This is a genomic window from Pseudomonas sp. MH9.3 (assembly GCF_034354675.1).
Taxonomy (GTDB): Bacteria; Pseudomonadota; Gammaproteobacteria; order Pseudomonadales; family Pseudomonadaceae; genus Aquipseudomonas.
In genome coordinates, this window is record NZ_CP133785.1 from 2,770,037 (window position 1) to 2,789,487 (window position 19,451).

The window sequence follows — 19,451 nt, forward strand, 5'->3', positions numbered from 1 at the left end:
TTCCTTACAGGTCGCCGAAAAAGCGCTTCACGCCATCGAAGAAGCCCGTGGTCTTGGGCGAGTGGGAGTCGTCGCCTTCCAGCGAGCTGCGGAATTCCTCCAGCAGCTCACGCTGACGGCGACCCAGATTGACCGGAGTCTCTACCGCAACACGGCACATCAGGTCGCCCGCACCGCCACCGCGCACCGGCGCAACGCCTTTGCCACGAATACGGAACTGCTTGCCGGTCTGGGTGCCTTCCGGGATCTTGAGCTTCACGCGACCATCGAGCGTCGGAATTTCCAACTCGCCGCCCAACGCCGCATCCACAAAGCTGATCGGCACTTCACAGAACAGGTGCTTGCCATCGCGTTGGAAGATCGAGTGCTCGCGCACACTGATCACCACGTACAGGTCGCCCGTAGGCCCGCCCTGGGCACCCGCCTCGCCTTCGCCCGACAGACGAATGCGGTCACCGGTATCCACACCTGCCGGTACTTTCACCGAAAGGGTCTTGTACTCTTCGACACGCCCTTCGCCGTGGCAGGAATCACACGGATCAGAAATGATCTTGCCCTGACCATGGCAACGTGGGCAGGTCTGCTGCACCGAGAAGAAACCCTGCTGCATGCGCACCTGGCCAATGCCGCCACAGGTCGGGCAGGTAATCGGCGAGGAGCCCTTCTTGGCACCCGAACCATCGCACGGCTTGCAGTTGACCAGCGTCGGCACACGAATATTGACGCTGGTACCACGCACGGCCTCCTCAAGGTTCAGCTCAAGGGTGTAGCGCAGGTCGCTGCCACGCTGGGCGCCACCGCGCTGACCACCGCGGCCACCGCCAAAGAAGTCACTGAACACATCACCGAAAATATCGGAGAAATTCTGCCCGCCAAAGCCGGCACCGCCGCCGCCCATGCTCGGGTCGACGCCTGCATGACCATACTGGTCGTAGGCTGCACGCTTGTTGGGGTCAGACAGACATTCATAGGCCTCATTGGCCTCCTTGAACATCTCTTCGGATTCTTTGCTGTCCGGATTACGGTCCGGGTGATGCTTCATCGCCAGGCGACGGTAGGCCTTTTTCAGGTCCGCCTCGCTGGAGCCACGCTCCACGCCCAACACTTCGTAATAGTCACGCTTTGCCATAAGTCTTTGCACTCTTAAGGACGTTCGGCCAGACCCTCCTGAGCCCCGCCAAACTCGTTGAGCCCCAATACAGGCCCGGACCCAACTCACGTCAATTCAACGATCCTGGTCATTACTGCTTTTTAGCCAGGCAGCCGGCCAAAAGCGCGGTATTTATTGCTCGGAAAGCAGGAGCATTCCCGATCACACCGCCAGCATCCGAACGCTGTCGCATGCTGTAAAAATTTGCATACCCCAGACACGCCAACGCGGGAGCAAGCTCCCGCGCGGCGACATCCTACCAGTCACCGCTGGAAAGCGGTCAACCGGGCGACCTGTTACTTCTGGTCTTTGACTTCTTCGAACTCGGCATCAACCACGTCATCGTGCTTGGCTTCAGGCTCTGCCTGCTGCGCAGCACCTTCGGCCGGCTGACCTTGTTCGGCGTACATTTTCTGAGCAACCGGCGCGGAGACTTTCGACAGTTCCTCGACCTTCGCTTCGATGGCAGCCTTGTCGTCACCTTTAACGGCAGCTTCCAGGGCAACCACGGCAGCTTCGATCGCGGCCTTCTCTTCAGCGGTCACTTTGTCGCCAGCGTCAGCGATCATCTTGCGAGTCGAGTGAACCAGCGCGTCACCCTGGTTACGGGCACCGGCCAGTTCTTCGAACTTCTTGTCCGCTTCAGCGTTGGTTTCAGCATCACGAATCATCTGTTGAATTTCTTCATCAGACAGACCGGAGTTGGCCTTGATGGTGATCTTCTGCTCTTTACCGGTGGCCTTGTCTTTCGCGCCGACGTGCAGGATGCCGTTGGCGTCGATGTCAAAGGTCACTTCGATTTGCGGCACGCCGCGTGGTGCTGGTGGAATCTCGGCCAGGTCGAACTTGCCCAGGGACTTGTTCTGCGCAGCCTGCTTACGCTCACCTTGCAGCACATGAATGGTCACGGCGCCCTGGTTGTCATCGGCAGTCGAGAACACCTGGGATTTCTTGGTAGGAATCGTGGTGTTTTTCTCGATCAGCGCGGTCATCACGCCGCCCATGGTTTCGATACCCAGGGTCAGCGGGCTGACGTCCAGCAGCAACACGTCTTTAACGTCACCTGCCAATACCGCGCCCTGGATGGCAGCACCCATGGCAACAGCTTCGTCCGGGTTCACGTCTTTACGTGCTTCCTTGCCGAAGAACTCGGTCACCAGCTTCTGCACCAGTGGCATACGGGTCTGACCGCCGACGAGGATGACGTCGTTGATCGCGCCCACATCGATGCCGGAATCTTTCAGCGCGATGCGGCAAGGTTCGATGGTGCGTTGAACCAGGTCTTCAACCAGAGCTTCGAGCTTGGAGCGCGAGATTTTCACGTTCAAGTGCTTTGGACCGGTAGCGTCTGCAGTGATGTAAGGCAGGTTCACATCGGTCGACTGCGAGGAAGACAGTTCGATCTTGGCTTTCTCGGCCGCCTCTTTCAGGCGCTGCATGGCCAGCGGGTCACCTTTGAGGTTCATGCCGCTTTCTTTCTTGAATTCGTCAACGAGGTAGTCGATCAGACGAATGTCAAAGTCTTCACCACCCAGGAAGGTGTCGCCGTTGGTGGCCAACACTTCGAACTGGTGCTCGCCGTCCACTTCCGCGATCTCGATCACGGAGACGTCGAAGGTACCGCCACCCAGGTCATAAACGATCACGGTGTGATCGCCCTTGGCTTTGTCCATGCCGTAAGCCAGAGCGGCTGCGGTGGGCTCGTTGATGATACGTTTAACGTCCAGGCCCGCGATGCGGCCGGCGTCTTTGGTCGCCTGACGCTGGCTGTCGTTGAAGTAGGCCGGAACGGTGATCACCGCTTCGGTGACTGTTTCGCCCAGGTAATCTTCGGCAGTCTTCTTCATCTTTTTCAAGATTTCAGCCGAGATTTGCGGCGGCGACATTTTCTGGCCGTTCACTTCAACCCAGGCGTCACCGTTGTCAGCCTTGGCGATTTTGTACGGGACCATCTTGATGTCTTTCTGCACGACTTCTTCGTCGAACTTGCGACCGATCAGACGCTTCACCGCGTACAGGGTGTTGTGCGGGTTGGTCACAGCCTGACGCTTGGCCGACTGACCCACCAGAATTTCGCCATCGTTGGCGTAAGCGATGATCGACGGCGTGGTACGCGCGCCTTCGGCGTTTTCGATAACTTTAGCTACGCCGTTTTCCAGCACGGAGACGCAGGAGTTGGTGGTCCCCAGGTCGATACCGATAATTTTGCCCATGATTTACTCTCCCGAAACTTGAATTTGGATGCCGCAGCAGTGGTGGCTAACTGCGGTAGCACTTAAACGCTTGACTTATAAATGGGGGCCTTGCGGCGGATTTCAAGCCTGCTCATCAATAGAAGGTGCAGCCGGTGCCGGTGCCTTGCTGACCACCACCATTGCCGGGCGCAGCAAGCGACCGTTAAGTTGGTAACCCTTCTGGAACACCTTCAACACACTGTTAGGCTCCAGGTCATGGCTTTCCTGCATGGCCATGGCTTGGTGATGTTCGGCGTTGAACGGCTCGCCACCTTGCGGATCGATCGCCTCCAGTTGATAACGCTTCAGGGTGTCCTGGAACATTTTCAGGGTCAGCTCAATACCTTCGCGCATCGGACGGATGTTTTCGTCGTCCGGGTTGGACAATTCGAGCCCACGCTCCAGGCTGTCGATGATCGGCAGCAGGTCATTGGCGAATTTTTCCAGCGCGAATTTATGTGCCTTTTCCACATCCTGCTCGGCGCGGCGGCGGACGTTCTGCAGATCGGCGGCAACACGCAGAGACTGGTCCTGCGCGGCGACCAATTGCTCTTCGAGCACTTGCACACGAGTCGCCAGTTCATCGCCGACAGCCGAATTGGCGTCTGGCGCTTGCGTATCCTGCGTCTGTTCGTCAGCCATAGATTTCTCCTTTCAAAATCATGCGCGAACTCAACTCGCGCTTCTGTTCCGGTATATGGGGCCACAATTTTCAGGTTCAAGAGCGCGTTCGTTACCAAAAGTCTTTCGCGCACTCACGCACACTTCCTGCGTATTCATTCTGCATTGCGCTAAAAAAAATGATTGACCAAACAAATCGAGCTAAGCGTGAGGATTGTCAGCCCTGAATAAAACACTGTATAAATAACCAGACCTAAAGCCTGGGAGCCGCCGTCATGCTCGTGCACCTGTCCGTACATAACTACGCCATCGTTGAACATCTGGATCTCGAACTGGATCGCGGGATGAGCGTAATCACAGGCGAAACCGGCGCCGGCAAGTCGATCATGCTCGACGCCCTGGGCCTCACACTCGGCGACCGTGCCGACAGTGGCGTGGTGCGCCCCGGTGCAGACAAGGCCGACATATTGGCTACCTTCGACCTGGCGGACATCCCCGAGGCCGAAACCTGGCTGGCCGAGCGCGACCTGAACCATGAAGGCCCCTGCATCCTGCGCAGGGTCATCACTGCCGAAGGGCGTTCGCGCGGCTATATCAATGGCACGCCCTGCCCCCTCGGCGACTTGAAGGCCCTGGGCGAATTGCTGATCGATATCCACAGTCAGCATGAACATCAGTCGCTGCTGAAAACCGACACCCATCGCCGGCTGCTCGACGAATACGCAGGCGCCACCGAACTGGCGCGCCAGGTCCAACTGGCCGCCCAGCGCTGGCGCCAGACCCGCCAGGAGCTGGAGCGCCTCTCAAACTCCGGCGACGAGCAACGTGCTCGCCACCAGTTGCTCAGCTATCAACTTGAAGAACTGGAAAGCCTGAGTCTTGGCGAAAGCGAACTGGAACAGCTGGAACAGGAACACAAAAACCTCACGAACGCCGAGACCCTGCTGGGCATATGCCGTCAGGTGGTGGAGCAATGCAGCGAGAGTGATTCGGGTAACGTACTGAATGCACTCACGGCCAGCCTCAATCGGCTTTCAAGCGTAAACAACGCATCCGGCTCGCTGAGCGAAGCCACTACTCTGCTCACCAGTGCGCAGATCCAGGTCGAGGAAGCCGTGGGCGAACTCAACCGCTTCCTCGACCACTTCGATGCCGACCCTGCACGCCTGCAGCAAATCGAAGAACGCCTGGACACTATCTATACCCTGGCGCGCAAACATCGCATCCAGCCCAGTGAAGTGGCTGCGATGCAGCAGAAACTGATGGATGAAATCGAAACACTGAACGCCAATGATGAATCCATAGAGCGGCTGGGCGATGAACTCGCTTCGTTCGCCCGGCATTATCAGGAAAAGGCCAGGGAGCTGAGCGAGCTTCGCCAGCAGGCATCCACCCGCCTGGCCGGTGCAGTGGAACAAGAGATCCAGCGACTGGGCATGCCGGGCGGCCGCTTCATGATCGAGCTTCGCGCCAATGCCAACAACGAACTGCAGCCTCACGGCCTGGAACAGGTGGAACTGCTGGTCAGCGCCAACCCTGGGCAACCGCTCAAGGCTCTGGCAAAAGTGGCGTCCGGTGGTGAGTTGTCACGCATCAGCCTGGCGATCCAGGTCATCACCGCACAAACGTCACGCGTACCGACGCTGGTGTTCGACGAAGTAGACGTGGGGATTGGCGGCCCAACTGCAGAAATTGTCGGCCAGTTGTTGCGTCGGCTTGGAGATCGCGGCCAGGTGCTGACCGTGACTCACTTGCCGCAAGTGGCAGCCCAGGGCCATCAGCATTTGTTTGTGCACAAGGTCCGAGGCAGTGATGCGACCCATACGGCCGTGTCCAAGCTGAACAAGTCCGAGCGCGTGGAGGAAGTGGCGCGGATGCTCGGCGGCATCGACTTGACCAAGGAGTCTCTGGCTCACGCGAAGAAAATGGTGGTAGCGGCCAAGGCTTGAGTTGAGTCTCTTCTCCCTCCTATAGAAAGCACGAAGGCGACCCTGGGGTCGCCTTCTATCGTTTTGCAGAGCGAATCTGCAACGACTTTTACTTTTTCTTACGTATGTAGAGCACGAGATTGTGGTCAACCAAATCGAAGCCATGCTCCTCAGCGATCTTGTGCTGAAGGGCTTCGATTTCCGGACTGGTGAACTCGATAACCTCATTGGTATCCAGGTCAACCATGTGGTCGTGATGACCACCGTCAGCCAGTTCGAACACTGCATGACCGCCGTCGAAATTATGGCGAACCACCAGCCCTGCGGCTTCAAACTGGGTCAGCACACGGTAAACCGTGGCCAGGCCTACGTCCTCGTTAGACTCCATCAGCGCCTTGTAGACATCCTCGGCACTCATGTGGCGCTGCTCAGCAGAATCGAGCATTTGTAGAATCTTGACTCGAGGCAGAGTCACTTTGAGACCGGCTTTGCGTAGTTCGCTATTTTCAACCATGGTTAGCTTTCTCGCGGATGCTGCTTCGCAGCTTCTCTTAATACGGGTATGATCGGCGTTTACGTTGTCCCAGCCAAGATAGTGGAAGTCGCCCACCGATGCAAAACACCAAGCTCTTGCTAACCAGTTTCACCTTTGTGGGACTGCTCGCACTCGCCGGTTGTTCATTCCCCGGGGTTTACAAAATCGACATCCAGCAGGGCAATGTCGTCACGCAGGACATGATAGACCAGTTACGCCCCGGAATGACCCGACGGCAAGTACGGTTTATCATGGGTAACCCCCTGCTGACCGACACTTTCCATGCCGATCGCTGGGATTATCTGTACAGCCTTCAACCGGGTGGCGGTGAACGCCAGCAGGAACGCGTCAGCGTCATTTTCAATGGCAATGATCAGCTCGTCAGCCTTTCCGGTGACTTCATGCCTGGCGTAAGCCGTGATGAAGCCCTGCTTGGCAAGGACACCGGCACTGCACCTGTGCCTGCTCCCGCGCAGCAAAGTGAGCAGCCCAAGTCCGAAGTACCGGCCAAGCCTGGCTCTTTGCTGGACAAGATCCAGAAAGACGTCGACGGTGTGGAAACTGTTCCAGTCCCGTCGCCACAGCCTCTGGACACCAGCCCGCAGTAAGTTAGCGGCGCTCGATAAAAAGCCCGGCATGCCGGGCTTTTTGTTGCCTGCCAATTGGCAAGCCTAGTCGTTTTTCTGTCTGGCCAGCGCAGCCTTGGCCGCGCGCAGCCTGCGCACTTCCTTGGGATCTGCCAGCAGCGGGCGATAAATCTCGATGCGGTCACCCGACTGCACAGGGCGAGTCTCGGCATCCGTCACCACCTTGCCAAAAATTCCCAACGGGCAATCGGCAAGCTCCACTTCAGGAAATTGCGCAGCCATTCCCGACGCCTGCACGGCTGCCCGCAGATGAGTACCGACCGGCACACTTACAGCCAATAAAACCTGGCGTTCGGCGGTGGCATACACCACTTCAATCTCAACCATGCAGTTGCTTGGCTCGTTCACAGAAGGCGTCGACCAACGTATTCGCTGCCTGATTGAACAGCGGCCCCAACGTCGCCCGCACAATCGGCCCGGCGTAATCAAAGGACAGATCCAGGCTGATCTTGCAGGCCTTCTCGGTCAATGCCTTGAATACCCATACGCCATGCAATTGCGTAAAAGGGCCTTCCTGCAGATTCATTTCGATGGATTTGCCAGGCACCAGGATATTGCGCGTGACAAAGTGCTGGCTAAGGCCGCCCTTGGCGACGCCAACACTGGCAACCATGTACTCGTCACTGCCTTCCAGCACTTCAGCGGTCGAGCACCAGGGTAGAAATTCCGGGTAACGCGCCACGTCGTTGACCAGGTCATAGAGCGCCTGCGCCGGATAAGGCAGCAGGGCCGAACGTTGAATATGCGTCGTCATGTGAGCGTTATTTCCACTGCTGAGACAAACATCGCGAAAAAAACAGCCCAATCCGCGAGAGAAAAAAACCAAAGAACTGCCCGCATTGTCCGGGATTCGCTCAACACGCTCAAGCACGCAGCTTGACCGTAGCCGACACGCTCGCAACTCCCTATAATGCCGCCCCTATGGCTAAACAAAAGAAACACCCTACAGGGACCATCGCGCAAAATAAAAAGGCGCGACACGATTACTTCATCGAACACCGTTTCGAGGCTGGTCTGGTCCTGGCCGGCTGGGAAGTAAAAAGTCTGCGCGCCAGCAAGCTGCAGTTGGTTGACAGCTATGTGCTGCTCAAGGATGGCGAGGCGTGGCTGCTCGGCAGTCATATTACCCCGCTGACCACCGCGAGCACCCACGTGATTGCCGACCCGGTACGCACACGCAAGCTGTTGCTCAACGCCCGCGAACTGGAAAAGCTCGCCGCTGCCGTGCAACAGAAAGGCTATGCCTGCATTTGCCTGTCCTGGTACTGGAGCAAGCACCTGGTCAAGTGCGAGATAGCGCTGGGCAAGGGTAAAAAGGAATACGACAAGCGCGACACCGAACGCGAGCGCGATTCCAATCGCGAGCTGCATCGCGCCGTACGCAACAAAGGCAAGGAAGACTAACCTTGTCACGGCGTAGCCCCGGGAACCTCTCGTGGCTACATGCCCTCGCCTCCCACAGACCTCCTCCCGATACAGCTCCCGATAACGCCAGCGCACACTTACCGGTTCACCGGTATGCTGATGACCTGCGCGTAACAGGATAGGAATCGACACCGGACAGCGTCTCCGGCGTCTGCTGTTTCTGGAGGATCGATGAGTCTGCCTGCTGCTTTCCTGAGCGATGTCGCACAACTGATCCCGAAAGATCGGCGTTTCGACGATCCACTTTCAACGCTCGCCTTCGGTACCGATGCCAGTTTTTACCGACTGATCCCACACCTGGTGATCCGCGTCGAGTCGGAAGACGAAGTGGTCGCGCTGCTGCAATGGGCGCAACGCGATGGCGTACCCGTGACATTCCGCGCAGCGGGAACCAGCCTGTCCGGGCAGGCCATCAGCGATTCGGTACTGATCGTCCTGGGCGACAATTGGAACGGCCGCGAGATTCGCGGGCAAGGCCTGCAAATCCGCCTGCAGCCAGGCGTAATCGGTGCCCAGGCCAATGCCTGGCTCGCCCCGTTCGGGCGCAAGATCGGGCCGGATCCGGCGTCAATCAATGCCTGCAAAATCGGCGGCATAGTCGCCAACAACGCCAGCGGCATGTGCTGCGGTACGGCGCAGAACACTTATCACACCCTCGCCGGCATCCGCTTGGTGTTGGCTGATGGCAGCCGCCTGGACACCGAAGACGCGGCAAGCGTCACGGTATTTCGCAATCGGCACGGCGCGCTGCTTGAACGCTTGGCGACACTCGGTCGCCAGACGCGGGCGAATGCCGAATTGGCCGCACGCATCCGCCATAAATACCGTCTGAAAAACACCACCGGCCTGTCACTCAACGCCCTGGTGGATTTTGATGACCCACTGGAGATCCTCAGCCACTTGCTGGTGGGCTCCGAAGGCACCCTGGGGTTTATCAGTGCCGTGACCTACAACACGGTGGTCGACCATCCGAACAAAGCCTCGGCGCTGATCGTATTCCCGAATGTCGAGACCTGCTGCAACGCCGTAACCGCCCTGAAAACCCAGCCAGTTTCCGCGGTGGAACTGCTGGACCGACGCAGCCTGCGCTCCGTGCAAAACAAGCCAGGCATGCCCGAATTCGTACAGCACCTATCGGAAACAGCCTGCGCCCTATTGATTGAATCCCGCGCGGCGTCGCCGTCATTACTCCGTGAGCAACTGGCGCTGATCATGAAGGCCCTGGCCTCCTATGCGGTGGAGAAGCAGGTCGACTTCACTGAAGACCCCGTGGCAAACGCCCGGCTGTGGGCGATCCGCAAAGACACCTTCCCCGCCGTCGGGGCGGCGCGCAAGACCGGCACCACCGTCATCATCGAAGACGTGACCTTCCCGGTCGAGCAACTGGCCATCGGCGTAAACCGTCTGATCGCGCTGTTCGACAAACATCACTACGACGAAGCCATCCTGTTCGGACACGCCCTGGAGGGCAATCTGCACTTCGTGTTCACCCAAGGCTTCAACAGCGCGCAAGAAATCACACGCTATCAAGCGTTCATGGATGACGTGGCGCAGTTGGTGGCCGTGGAATTCGGCGGCTCGTTGAAGGCCGAACACGGCACCGGCCGCAACATGGCGCCATTCGTCGAACTGGAATGGGGCAGCGAGGCCTATCAACTGATGTGGCAGCTCAAGCGCCTGCTCGACCCCAACGGCATTCTCAACCCGGACGTGGTGCTCAGCGAAGACCCGCAAATCCATCTCAAGCACCTCAAGCCCCTGCCGGCTGCCGACGAGCTTGTGGATAAGTGTATCGAGTGCGGATTTTGCGAGCCGGTGTGCCCGTCGAATGGCCTGACCCTGAGCCCGCGTCAGCGCATCGTGATCTGGCGTGACATCCAGGCCAGGAAACGCGCGGGCGTGGATACCGCCGAACTCGAAGCCGCCTACCAGTACCAGGGCATCGATACCTGCGCCGCCACCGGGCTGTGCGCCCAGCGCTGCCCTGTAGGCATCAATACCGGTGACCTGGTGAAAAAGCTGCGCAGCCGAGACGCCGACCGTACGAAAACAGCCGAATGGCTCGCCGCCCATTTCGCTACTGCGCTGCAAGGCATGCGATTCACCCTGCATGTCGCCAACGGCGCGCGCATGCTATTGGGCGCCCCGCACCTGGCAAAGTTGTCGGCGCAGATGAGCAGACTGTCCAAGGGGCAGATCCCGCAGTGGACCACTGCCATGCCGCAACCGGAAAAAACCATTCGCTTCAGCCCCGCAGCCACCGACGAACGTCCGCGCGTGGTCTACCTCGCCGCTTGCGTCTCACGCGCGATGGGGCCGGCGGCCGCAGATAAAGAGCAAATGTCGCTGTACGACAAAACCCACAGTCTGTTGGAAAAAGCCGGTTACCAAGTCGTCATCCCCGACAACCTCGACAGCCTGTGCTGTGGCCAACCCTTCGCCTCAAAAGGCTACGCCGAACAGGCCGATCACAAGCGCCAGGAACTGATCGGCGCCCTGCTCCAGGCCAGCCGTGGCGGCCTCGATCCGATCTACTGCGACACCAGCCCCTGCACACTGCGCCTGGTGCAAGACCTGGGCGAAACACGCCTGGACCTCTACGACCCCGTACGATTTATCCGCACCCACCTGATGGACCGCCTCGACTTCACACCTCAGCAAGCGCCAATCGCAGTGCACGTCACCTGCAGCACTCAACACCTGGGCGAAAGCCAGGCACTGATCGACCTTGCACGACGCTGCGCCAACACCGTGGTCATTCCGGAAGGTATCCACTGCTGCGGTTTCGCCGGCGACAAAGGCTTCACCACGCCGGAACTCAACGCCCACGCCCTGCGCTCACTCAAGACGGCGGTGCACTCTTGCAGTGAAGGCATTTCCACCAGCCGCACCTGCGAAATCGGCCTGAGCCAGCACGGCGGCATCGATTACCACGGGTTGGTGTACCTCGTTGACCGAGTCACAAAAGCACGCACACATTAAACCCGCAAAAAAACAGAACCCCTGCGCACTGGCGTAGTCATCTGCATAGGCCTCGACGAACGAGGCTCATCAGTGATGTCGCTGGCCGCCGTTCAACGCCAGCAGCGTCGAGCCCTTTTGCGCAAGGAGATACCCCATGAAGCGTTCCGCTCTTGCTGGCTTGTTTGTTACCGCTGCGATGCTGGCGTCCCCTGTGTTCGCCGCGGGTAATGACAAAGACCTGTGCCAGATCAACCTCGACAAAATCAACAACGGCAAAGCCCTGCTCGCCACCGACACCAGCGGCAAAAGCGGCGAAATCGACACCGCCGTCTCCCAGGCCAAGGCTGCTCATGCAGCGGGCGATGACAAGAAGTGCATCGAGATCAGCTCCAAGGCCTTGCAGGACATGCAAAACAGCGACAAAGGCGGTCAGTAAGCGAGAGAGGGCCAACCTTCGGGTTGGCCTTCCGTGACGATTTGACGTACACTGCGCAGGCTTGTCACTCACTAAGAAACAACGAGTTACAAGCACGGGGCCGTTTAGGATTCGACGCCGGTCGCGAAACTTTAGGTGCATGCCGAGTTGGTAACAGAACTCGTAAATCCACTGTTGCAACTTCTTATAGTTGCCAATGACGAAAACTACGGCCAGGAATTCGCTCTCGCTGCGTAAGCAGCCTTAGCCCTGAGCTTCTGGTACCTTCGGGTCCAGCAATCACCAGGGGATGTCTGTAAACCCAAAGTGATTGTCATATAGAACAGAATCGCCGTGCAGTACGTTGTGGACGAAGCGGCTAAAACTTACACAACTCGCCCAAAGCACCCTGCCCTTCGGGTCGCTGAGGGTTAACTTAATAGAAACGGCTACGCATGTAGTACCGACAGCGGAGTACTGGCGGACGGGGGTTCAAATCCCCCCGGCTCCACCACTTCAACATCTAAAGACGTCCACGGACGTCTTTTTTTGTGCCTGCGATCCAGTAAATACGCGGCCTCCAGCGCTTTTGCGGTCTTCTGAGATTTTTTGAGTTCCAGCCATTCGGGTATTCCAAACGGTATTCCAACCCATTCGGTGCTAACCTTTGGAATACCAAATCAGTGCCTGAGGAAAATCTCATGCCTGCTCCAGCCCTCCGCCTCTCTGATCGACAGCTCAAGGGAGTCAAACCCGCGTCCAAGGATTACGTCCTCGCCGACGGTGACGGTTTGCAACTCCGTGTACGCAGCAACGGCTCGTTGCTGTGGAATTTCAATTACCGTAAACCAGTGACCAAGAAGCGCATCAACATCGGCTTTGGGACCTACCCCGAACTGTCACTGGCGAATGCACGAAAGATGGCAGTCGATGCGCGTGAGCTGCTCGCCCAAGGCATCGATCCCAAGGTGCAGCGTAATACGCTAAATGAAGCGAAGCGCGCAGAAACAGAACACACCTTCGAGAACGTGGCCACCGCCTGGTTCGAGCTCAAGAAAGACTCGGTCACCCCGGCCTATGCCGAGGACATTTGGCGGTCGCTCACGCTGCACGTGCTCCCGGACTTGAGGACGACACCACTCGCGAAAATCACCGCACCGATGGTGATCGGATTGCTTCGCCCAATCGAAGCGAAAGGCAGCCTGGAGACGGTCAAGCGTCTCAGCCAGCGGCTAAACGAGATCATGACCTACGGCGTCAACTCCGGCCTGACCTTCGCCAACCCACTCACCGGCATCAGGGCAGTATTCAAGAAGCCCAAGAAAGAGAACATGGCTGCGCTTCCGCCAGAAGAGCTCCCGGAGCTCATGCTGGAGATCGCGAACGCCAGTATCAAACGCACTACCCGCTGCCTGATCGAATGGCAGTTGCACACGATGACTCGTCCCGCCGAGGCGGCAACTACTCGCTGGGCAGACATCGACTTTCAAAGGCGTGTCTGGACTATCCCACCGGATCGGATGAAGAAGCGCCGCCCTCACAGCATCCCGTTGAGTGATCACGCTGTCGCACTGTTGGAGTCACTGAAGACTCACAGCAGCCATCGCGAATACGTCTTCCCGGCAGACAGAAATCCGCGCACTCACGCCAATAGCCAGACCGCCAACATGGCGTTGAAACGCATGGGGTTCCAGGACCGGTTGGTCAGCCACGGCATGCGCTCGATGGCCAGCACCATCTTGAATGAGCACGGGTGGGACCCGGAGCTCATTGAGGTCGCACTGGCGCATGTCGACAAGGATGAGGTGCGCAGCGCCTACAACCGAGCCGACTACATCGAGCGCCGGCGTCCGATGATGGCGTGGTGGAGTGAGTACATCCAGAAAGCCGCCACCGGCAGCCTGCTTGCCTCGACATACGGCAAAGTCAGAGACAAGAACGTGGTGCCGATCCGCTAGCGCCGTACAGCCGCAATAACGGCAGCAACAACTGAGCGCTTGGGATTCTGGGCAAGCAACCTCGCTTATCCGCTTCTAAGCGCGGGTCCATCCAAACAGGGCTGCAAAGCCGCCCTGTTTGGATGGACCTTACTTTGAAGAGCTAAAAGCCACGACGTTATCCGGGTTTTACCAGGGAATTCCACTGGTGGATAACTGCTTTTCACGTCCCAAATAGCGATGAACTTCGACCCTTGACCGGGTTTATCCATAGGCGTAGAAATGGCCGTGCAAGCGCTGTCGATGACAGCACCCCAGGTGACCCGAACCTTCAAGGTCACGCCGTTCGCGCGGTGGTTCTCCCCAAGGGCGATTCGCATCCGGCAGCTCGCCCGGTCACCTCCCCGGTGATGGATGCTCTCTAATCTCATGGCCCTCGTGCGCCAGCTACACCCTAGTGTGCTGCCCTGCAGCAATCTATCCGCTTGGCCGAATTTTGCGCCAACCTGTGCCCGTCTCTTTCTTCTGGAAAGAGACGGGCACTTCTACCACTGCTGCAGCCGTCATCGCACATGGCTTTGCGGCAACTCCCCTCGTGACAATCGGCGTGACAACGCCGATGTCACCTGCAACAGCCATGTAGATGATGGTGCCGCAGACCAGGGAATGGACTGCACCTGACTGACAGTCAGGCATGCCCCGGTCATCACATTGCTGCTTGCACCTGGCTCAGGATCTCGCGGCACTGGTCTCGTCAGCCAATGCAGTCTCCACCCGCCCACCGGTAACGGTGCTCAGGAGGCCAGATCATGAGATGCCCTTGCTCTCGGACGTAAGGAGCCGCCAGTCCCGCGTTAGATGACATCCCCACAGATCGCAGGGGCCTTGATCCCTGATAACACTCAGCATTCTTGGCGGGATGACGTGGGGCGAGGATCGGAAAACGGGCGATGAGGTGATCGACATGGCACTAGTGGGTAGGCGCGACGGCCGTAATTTTGGCTATGGCAGACAATTGAGCTATGCAGGGCCGCAGGCGCTGAAAGACATGTTCGCCGGCGGCCACTACGGCACGGTCAAGGCACACTGTGATCGTTGGCAGGCATTCGTGAAGTGGTGCCGCTCCGAACAGGGACCCGGTATCAATGATGCGCGGCAGATTGATCGGAAGGTGTTGGCCGACTATGCGGCGTATCTGCGCGACATTGTAGCGTGCGGTGACCTCGCCATCAGCACTGCACAAAACCGGCTATCCAGCGTTAACAGGACCATGGCGGCGCTTCGCGGCGATCAGTGTGTGAAGTTGCCAAGTCCGTGCAAGGCGTTGGGTATGAAGCGCACCGGGGTTCGACAATCGGTGCCTCAGGGCCAAGACCGCGAACAGGTTAACCTGATCGTCGATGCGCTTTGCCGCCATCATCAGCTACGAGCCGCTGCGATCGTTTTGTTGGCACGAGCCACTGGCATGCGCTTGCGTGAGGCCATCTTGGCTGACCTGCCACGGCTAAGCCGTGAGGCTAACGACCTAGGCAGGATCAACATCCAGGATGGCACCAAAGGCGGCCGCGCCGGTGCCTCGGCACCACGTTGGATTGCGGTGGACGATCATGTTCGAGGGGCACTTGGGTTTGCACGCCAGATGTTGCCTGCGGGTAGCCGCAACCTGATTGCGCCACACGAAAGCTACATGAATCTTTTGCAAGAAGTCATCCGCCCTGCGCGGGAAATCCTGCATGCACAGAACCTCAAGGGCTTCCATGAGCTGCGAGCGGCGTACGCTTGTGAGCGCTTTGAGCAAATCACCCATCACCGTGCGCCTATCAACGGCGGCCAATATTGCCTAGCAGATAGTAACCTTGATCGTGAGGCACGGAGGCAAATCAGCTATGAGCTGGGGCACGGTCGGATCGATGTGGTGGCTGCCTACATCGGGGGAAGGCCATGAGTAAGCCATTCGATATGGAGCTGTTCCTGGCTGGCGTGCTGACCGGGGCGCATGCAACACGGCAACGCCATTTACGACAGGCGAAAATTATCCAAGCTGAAATCGCAGAACGCTGGAAGCGAGATACGCCCTCGGCTTGGCGGCGAAAGCATGTGACTTGGTTTCTCGAACGTCGCCCAAATCGACGCAGCGATGCAACACGGTATTACTATTTGCTGACCGTGCGGCTGCTCGCTCGTCGATTACAAAAAACATGGGGTTTCAATCTCTGAGCGAGACCGGCTGCTATCGCCCCCCACAGCGACCCTTCGGTCAGGGCCGCAAGGCCGCGTGCCTAAGTTGCCAAGCTCGACGCCGCTGTTAACTGCGCCTTCCCAAATCCCGCTGTAATCGCTAGGAGCAAAGGCCGTCACCCGCGCCAAGCTGGTATTCTTCAAACTTCCCAACAGGCCTGTGAAGACGAATAGGACTCGCGGCGGCCCACGAGCCAATAGTAGGGGGACGCTAACAGGTCGCCCATTAAATTTGCCCTCCAACACCCTTGAACTTATCGACAAAAATAGCAACTTTGTCAAAGACACTTTGTTTTTTTGCCAAATAAGCCGGATTAAGTGGACTCATCTTAGGTAAAACGGAACTTAGCTCAGTTCCATTATCGCTAGCAAATTCCCGTTTTAGCGAAGTGGCGATGTAGCGTTTAGCTGCCCCTTCATTCAGTTCCTCATCGCTGATCAGCTCTTGCGCCTCGCGCCGCTGTTCTGATTGGGCGAAAGAGTAAAAAGCGTCGATCACACTAGCCTTGTCACCAATCCGATCCAGCTCGGTCTGGTTGATGAAGTCCACTACCAGGCTTTCTTTGGCACGATTACCCAGGCTGGCGCGAATCACCCGGCGCATCTCCTCGACCAGTGCCGCCTTGCCCTTTATCTTCTTGTTCTTCTCGAAGATCAGCTCGAGGATGTAATCCAAGTTGATTTCCTGGGACTTGAGCAGGTCCACTTCGAACACCACATCGTCCCAGTCAATGGTGGACTTCCCTACTTCGTTACCCGCTTTCTCCCGCCGCAGCCAATCTCGAATGTCATTGTAGGTGGAGCGATAATCCTGGACTTTGCGCTCGACAGGCAGGCGGATGGTCTGCAGCTCGGCTAACTTCTCGTCATCCAGGTGGTGTTCAAGCTTAAATGCTTCCACGGCCTGAGCATCGCTGGTATCGACCGTCTGCAGCGCCTTGAGCGCGGCAAACTCGTCGTAGTTCTGCAGCACGTTTTCCACGCGCACGAAATCGCCGAACAACTTGGCGAAGGCTTTCTTCTCCGATTCCTTGATGATGTTGGCCGGGTCGGGAAAACGCTGCTCCAGCTCCGTCACCACATCCATGAAGCCACGCCGCGCCTCACCGGTCATCGTGTCGGTGAAGCCCTCCATGTACTCCTTATAACTTTTTTCCAGCACCACATTGCGCGTATTCTTGTCACCGAACAGCGTGATGGCGTCGACCGTGGCCTGCTCCAGATCGCGGAAGGTGACGATATTACCGAAAGTCTTGGTGGCATCGAAGATGCGGTTGGTGCGTGAATAGGCCTGGATCAGCCCGTGATAGCGCAGATTTTTGTCGACGAACAGCGTGTTGAGCGTTGGCGCATCGAAGCCGGTCAGGAACATGCCTACCACGATCAGCAGGTCGATATCCTGATCCTTCACGCGCTTTGCCAGGTCGCGGTAGTAATTCTGGAAGCCCTTGCTGTCCACGCCGAAACTGCTTTTGAACAACGCGTTGTAGTCAGCAATCGCCGCGCTCAGGAACTCTTTAGCGGTGCTATCCATCGCCAACACTTCGAAGCTCTCATCGACAATGTCGCCAATGGCGTCCTGTTCTTCATTGGGGGCGAAGGAGAAGATGGTGGCGATGCGCAGCGGCTTGTCGCTGCCTTCCTGCAGCTTCTGCAGCGTCTCGTAGTACGTCTTGGCGGCATCAACGCTGCTCACCGCTAACATGGCATTGAAGCCCTTGTTCGCTCCCTGCAAACGATGGGTCTTCTGGCGAAAATGCGTGAGCAGGTACTGCGAGACTTCACGGATGCGCGTGGGGTGGAGCAAAGCCTGGCGGTTCTCCGCAGCGCTGAGCTTCTTCTCGTCCTGCTCGGCTTCCAGAGCCTTGAACTGTGGACGGACATCGTTGTAGTCCACCTTGAATTTGAGCACCTTCTCGTCACGGATGGCATCGGTGATCACATAGGAATGCAGCTCGCGGCCAAACACGCTGGCGGTTGTATCGGCGCCCAGCGCATTTTTTGGGAAGATCGGTGTGCCGGTGAAGCCGAACTGATAGAAGCGCTTGAACTTCTTCTTCAGATTCTTCTGCGCCTCGCCAAACTGGCTACGGTGGCACTCGTCGAAGATGAACACCACCTGCTGGTGGTACACCGGCAGGTCGCCTTCGGTCTTCATCAGGTTGTTGAGCTTCTGGATGGTGGTGACGATGATCTTGTTGTCGTCCTTGTCCAGGTTGCGCTTGAGGCCTGCGGTGCTCTCCGAGCCATTGACGCTGTCGGGTGAAAAACGCTGGTACTCCTTCATGGTCTGGTAATCCAGATCCTTGCGATCCACCACGAAGAATACCTTGTCGATGAACTCCAGCTCGGTGGCCAGGCGCGCTGCCTTGAAGCTGGTCAGCGTCTTGCCCGAGCCGGTAGTGTGCCAGATATAACCGCCGCCCTCTGTGCTGTTCCAGCGCTTGGCCTGCCTGGCACTGCGAATCTTCCACAGGATGCGCTCGGTGGCGGCAATCTGGTACGGGCGCATCACCAGCAGGGTGTTGCTGACGTCGAACACCGAATAGGTGAGCAGTACACCGAGCAGGGTGCGCTTCTGGAAGAAGGTCGCGGTGAAGTCCTTCAGATCCTTGATTGGGCTGTTGTCGGCCTGCGCCCAGTTCATGGTGAAGTCGAAACTGTGCTTGTTGCGCCGCGTGGTGTTGGCGAAGTAGCGCGTATCAGTGCCATTGGAGATCACGAACAGCTGCAGATACCTGAACAGCGAATGCTCGATGTTAAAGCTCTCCTTGCTGTAGCGGTGCACCTGATTGAAGGCTTCGCGGATCGCCACGCCACGCTTCTTCAACTCCACCTGCACCAGCGGCAGGCCATTGACCAGAATAGTTACGTCGTAGCGGTTGGCGTGGCTGCCCGCCTGCTCGAACTGCTTGATAACCTGCATCTTGTTGCGGGTCAGGTTTTTTTTGTCCAGCAGGTAGATATTCTGGATGCGCCCGTCATCGAACACGAAGTCATGTACATAATCGTCGTGAACCTTGCGGGTCTTGTCGAGGATGCTGTCGCTGGGCTTGTCAAGCCAGCTTTCAACGAAGCGCGCCCACTCAGCGTCGGAAAATTCGACGCCGTTCAGCGCCTGCAACTGCATGCGCACATTGGCCAGCAGCGCCGGCATAGTCTTCAGCTCGGTGGAATACTCATAGCCCTGATTGACCAGATCCTGGATGAACTCGCGCTCCAGATCGCCTTCGCTCTGGTAGCTCTCGGCAACTTTCCATTCTCTGGCGTACCTGTCGAGCACGATGAAGGTATTGGACTCGGCGATGGTCTTGTAATCAGTCATTGCTTGGGGTCTCCCCATGTCCCTGTGCGAGT

Annotated in this window: 15 protein-coding genes and 1 other RNA gene; 9 read left to right on the forward strand and 7 right to left on the reverse strand. The window is 57.8% G+C overall.

The window, feature by feature from the left end; all coding sequences use genetic code 11:
* Positions 1–4: 4 nt before the first annotated feature.
* From dnaJ to grpE, 3 genes are all read right to left on the reverse strand, one after another.
* Positions 5–1,129 carry a molecular chaperone DnaJ gene (gene dnaJ, locus RHM60_RS12085; protein ID WP_003235057.1) on the reverse strand — a complete coding sequence of 375 codons (1,125 nt, stop codon included), beginning with the start codon at positions 1,127–1,129 and terminating at the stop codon, positions 5–7.
* 317 nt (positions 1,130–1,446) lie between these two features.
* Positions 1,447–3,363 carry a molecular chaperone DnaK gene (gene dnaK / locus RHM60_RS12090; RefSeq protein WP_003235059.1) on the reverse strand — a complete coding sequence of 639 codons (1,917 nt, stop codon included), beginning with the start codon at positions 3,361–3,363 and terminating at the stop codon, positions 1,447–1,449.
* A gap of 102 nt (positions 3,364–3,465) precedes the next feature.
* A complete protein-coding gene (grpE, locus tag RHM60_RS12095; protein ID WP_003235061.1) occupies positions 3,466–4,026 on the reverse strand; it encodes a nucleotide exchange factor GrpE in 561 nt (186 codons plus the stop codon).
* Between the two features lie 254 nt (positions 4,027–4,280).
* Here grpE and recN point away from each other — a divergent pair, with 254 nt between their 5' ends.
* Positions 4,281–5,954, forward strand: a complete 1,674-nt coding sequence (gene recN, locus RHM60_RS12100) for a DNA repair protein RecN (protein ID WP_231422618.1) — start codon at positions 4,281–4,283, stop codon at positions 5,952–5,954.
* 88 nt (positions 5,955–6,042) lie between these two features.
* On the opposite strand, the gene fur is transcribed toward recN, so the two are convergent.
* Positions 6,043–6,447 (reverse strand): ferric iron uptake transcriptional regulator, encoded by a 405-nt coding sequence (fur, locus tag RHM60_RS12105; protein ID WP_003194220.1) that lies wholly within the window; start codon positions 6,445–6,447, stop codon positions 6,043–6,045.
* Between the two features lie 98 nt (positions 6,448–6,545).
* Between fur and RHM60_RS12110 the strand changes: the two genes are divergently transcribed.
* Positions 6,546–7,076: an outer membrane protein assembly factor BamE gene (locus RHM60_RS12110; RefSeq protein ID WP_057008727.1), complete on the forward strand. Its 531-nt coding sequence runs from the start codon at positions 6,546–6,548 to the stop codon at positions 7,074–7,076.
* Positions 7,077–7,139: 63 nt separating this feature from the next.
* Here RHM60_RS12110 and RHM60_RS12115 read toward each other — a convergent pair whose 3' ends face one another.
* Both RHM60_RS12115 and RHM60_RS12120 read right to left on the reverse strand, forming a co-directional pair.
* Positions 7,140–7,442 (reverse strand): RnfH family protein, encoded by a 303-nt coding sequence (locus RHM60_RS12115; RefSeq protein ID WP_322214518.1) that lies wholly within the window; start codon positions 7,440–7,442, stop codon positions 7,140–7,142.
* Positions 7,435–7,869 (reverse strand): type II toxin-antitoxin system RatA family toxin, encoded by a 435-nt coding sequence (locus RHM60_RS12120; RefSeq protein WP_003235071.1) that lies wholly within the window; start codon positions 7,867–7,869, stop codon positions 7,435–7,437. Before RHM60_RS12120 ends, RHM60_RS12115 begins: the two co-directional genes overlap by 8 nt.
* A gap of 167 nt (positions 7,870–8,036) precedes the next feature.
* Between RHM60_RS12120 and smpB the strand changes: the two genes are divergently transcribed.
* The 7 genes from smpB (at position 8,037) to RHM60_RS12155 (ending at position 16,073) form a co-directional block, all read left to right on the forward strand.
* Positions 8,037–8,519, forward strand: coding sequence for an SsrA-binding protein SmpB (gene smpB / locus RHM60_RS12125; protein WP_003235073.1), 483 nt, complete (start codon positions 8,037–8,039; stop codon positions 8,517–8,519).
* Positions 8,520–8,711: 192 nt separating this feature from the next.
* Entirely contained in the window at positions 8,712–11,522 is a 2,811-nt protein-coding gene (locus RHM60_RS12130) for an FAD-binding and (Fe-S)-binding domain-containing protein (RefSeq protein ID WP_322214520.1), read from the forward strand.
* 136 nt (positions 11,523–11,658) lie between these two features.
* Entirely contained in the window at positions 11,659–11,940 is a 282-nt protein-coding gene (locus tag RHM60_RS12135; protein WP_322214521.1) for a hypothetical protein, read from the forward strand.
* 96 nt (positions 11,941–12,036) lie between these two features.
* Positions 12,037–12,433, forward strand: a transfer-messenger RNA (tmRNA) gene (gene ssrA / locus RHM60_RS12140).
* Between the two features lie 187 nt (positions 12,434–12,620).
* Positions 12,621–13,877 (forward strand): integrase domain-containing protein, encoded by a 1,257-nt coding sequence (locus RHM60_RS12145; RefSeq protein ID WP_322214522.1) that lies wholly within the window; start codon positions 12,621–12,623, stop codon positions 13,875–13,877.
* A gap of 943 nt (positions 13,878–14,820) precedes the next feature.
* On the forward strand, positions 14,821–15,801 hold the full coding sequence (locus RHM60_RS12150) for an integrase domain-containing protein (RefSeq protein ID WP_322214523.1): 981 nt from the start codon (positions 14,821–14,823) through the stop codon (positions 15,799–15,801).
* The gene (locus RHM60_RS12155; RefSeq protein WP_322214524.1) at positions 15,798–16,073 is read left to right on the forward strand and encodes a hypothetical protein; all 276 of its coding nucleotides are present in this window, start codon (positions 15,798–15,800) and stop codon (positions 16,071–16,073) included. The genes RHM60_RS12150 and RHM60_RS12155 overlap by 4 nt, the downstream gene beginning before the upstream one ends.
* A 247-nt stretch (positions 16,074–16,320) precedes the next feature.
* On the opposite strand, the gene RHM60_RS12160 is transcribed toward RHM60_RS12155, so the two are convergent.
* Entirely contained in the window at positions 16,321–19,419 is a 3,099-nt protein-coding gene (locus RHM60_RS12160) for a type I restriction endonuclease subunit R (protein WP_322214526.1), read from the reverse strand.
* Positions 19,420–19,451: the final 32 nt, after the last annotated feature.